Origin of the sequence: Caballeronia sp. INML2, from assembly GCF_023631365.1 — a bacterium.
Lineage (GTDB): Bacteria > Pseudomonadota > Gammaproteobacteria > Burkholderiales > Burkholderiaceae > Caballeronia > Caballeronia turbans.
The window spans coordinates 1-533 of the sequence record NZ_JALQDH010000214.1 but is presented as its reverse complement, the minus strand read 5'-3'; the positions used below and the strand labels follow the sequence as shown (position 1 = coordinate 533).

Annotated in this window: 1 protein-coding gene and 1 pseudogene; one reads left to right on the top strand and one right to left on the bottom strand. The window is 59.7% G+C overall.

The window, feature by feature from the left end; genetic code table 11:
• A partial coding sequence (locus NCT32_RS37055) for a type II toxin-antitoxin system RelE/ParE family toxin (RefSeq protein WP_250491569.1) occupies positions 1 to 260 on the top strand: 260 nt, incomplete at its 5' end.
• Positions 261 to 353: 93 nt separating this feature from the next.
• On the opposite strand, the pseudogene NCT32_RS37050 reads toward NCT32_RS37055, so the two are convergent.
• A pseudogene (locus NCT32_RS37050) lies at positions 354 to 533 on the bottom strand (DUF4148 domain-containing protein); the annotation flags it as partial.

Genomic DNA, 533 nt, shown 5'->3' with positions numbered 1-533 from the left:
GAGATGCGCCGCGGGACAAGTGCATGAGCGTTGCAGATATGCCCCTCGCCTACCCGCTCGTGCCTCGGTACGAAGATCGCGGCGTGCGGCAGCGTGTTCACGGCAGCTACCAGATTTTCTATCGCATCACTGGGCAACCCGAGCGCATCGACGTAATTCACGCCCTGCATAGCGCCAGAGACATCGCCGCTATCCTTTCCCTGAAAACACCCACGAAAAAGGCCCAGGACGACTTAGGTGCTGGGCAAGCCATCGGCTAGGCCGGTGGCGGAGGTGTTGTTAGGTAAACCGGCCGTACCACCACAGCGGACAGTCCTTTTATTGCGCAAGAGCCTCTTGGCTCTTTCGGTCGATTAGTGACCGAAATAGACAGGAGCGATGCTATTGCCAGTGTGAGCTGGGCCGCCCGAAGCCGACGCAGTGTCAGCCACGCCGCCGTAGCTCGTTTGCCCGTTCTGCGCTGCAACCTTTGCTTCGGCTGCTTGGATCTCGGCCGGATACGTCACGCGATCCATGCTTGGGTTGTATCCAGC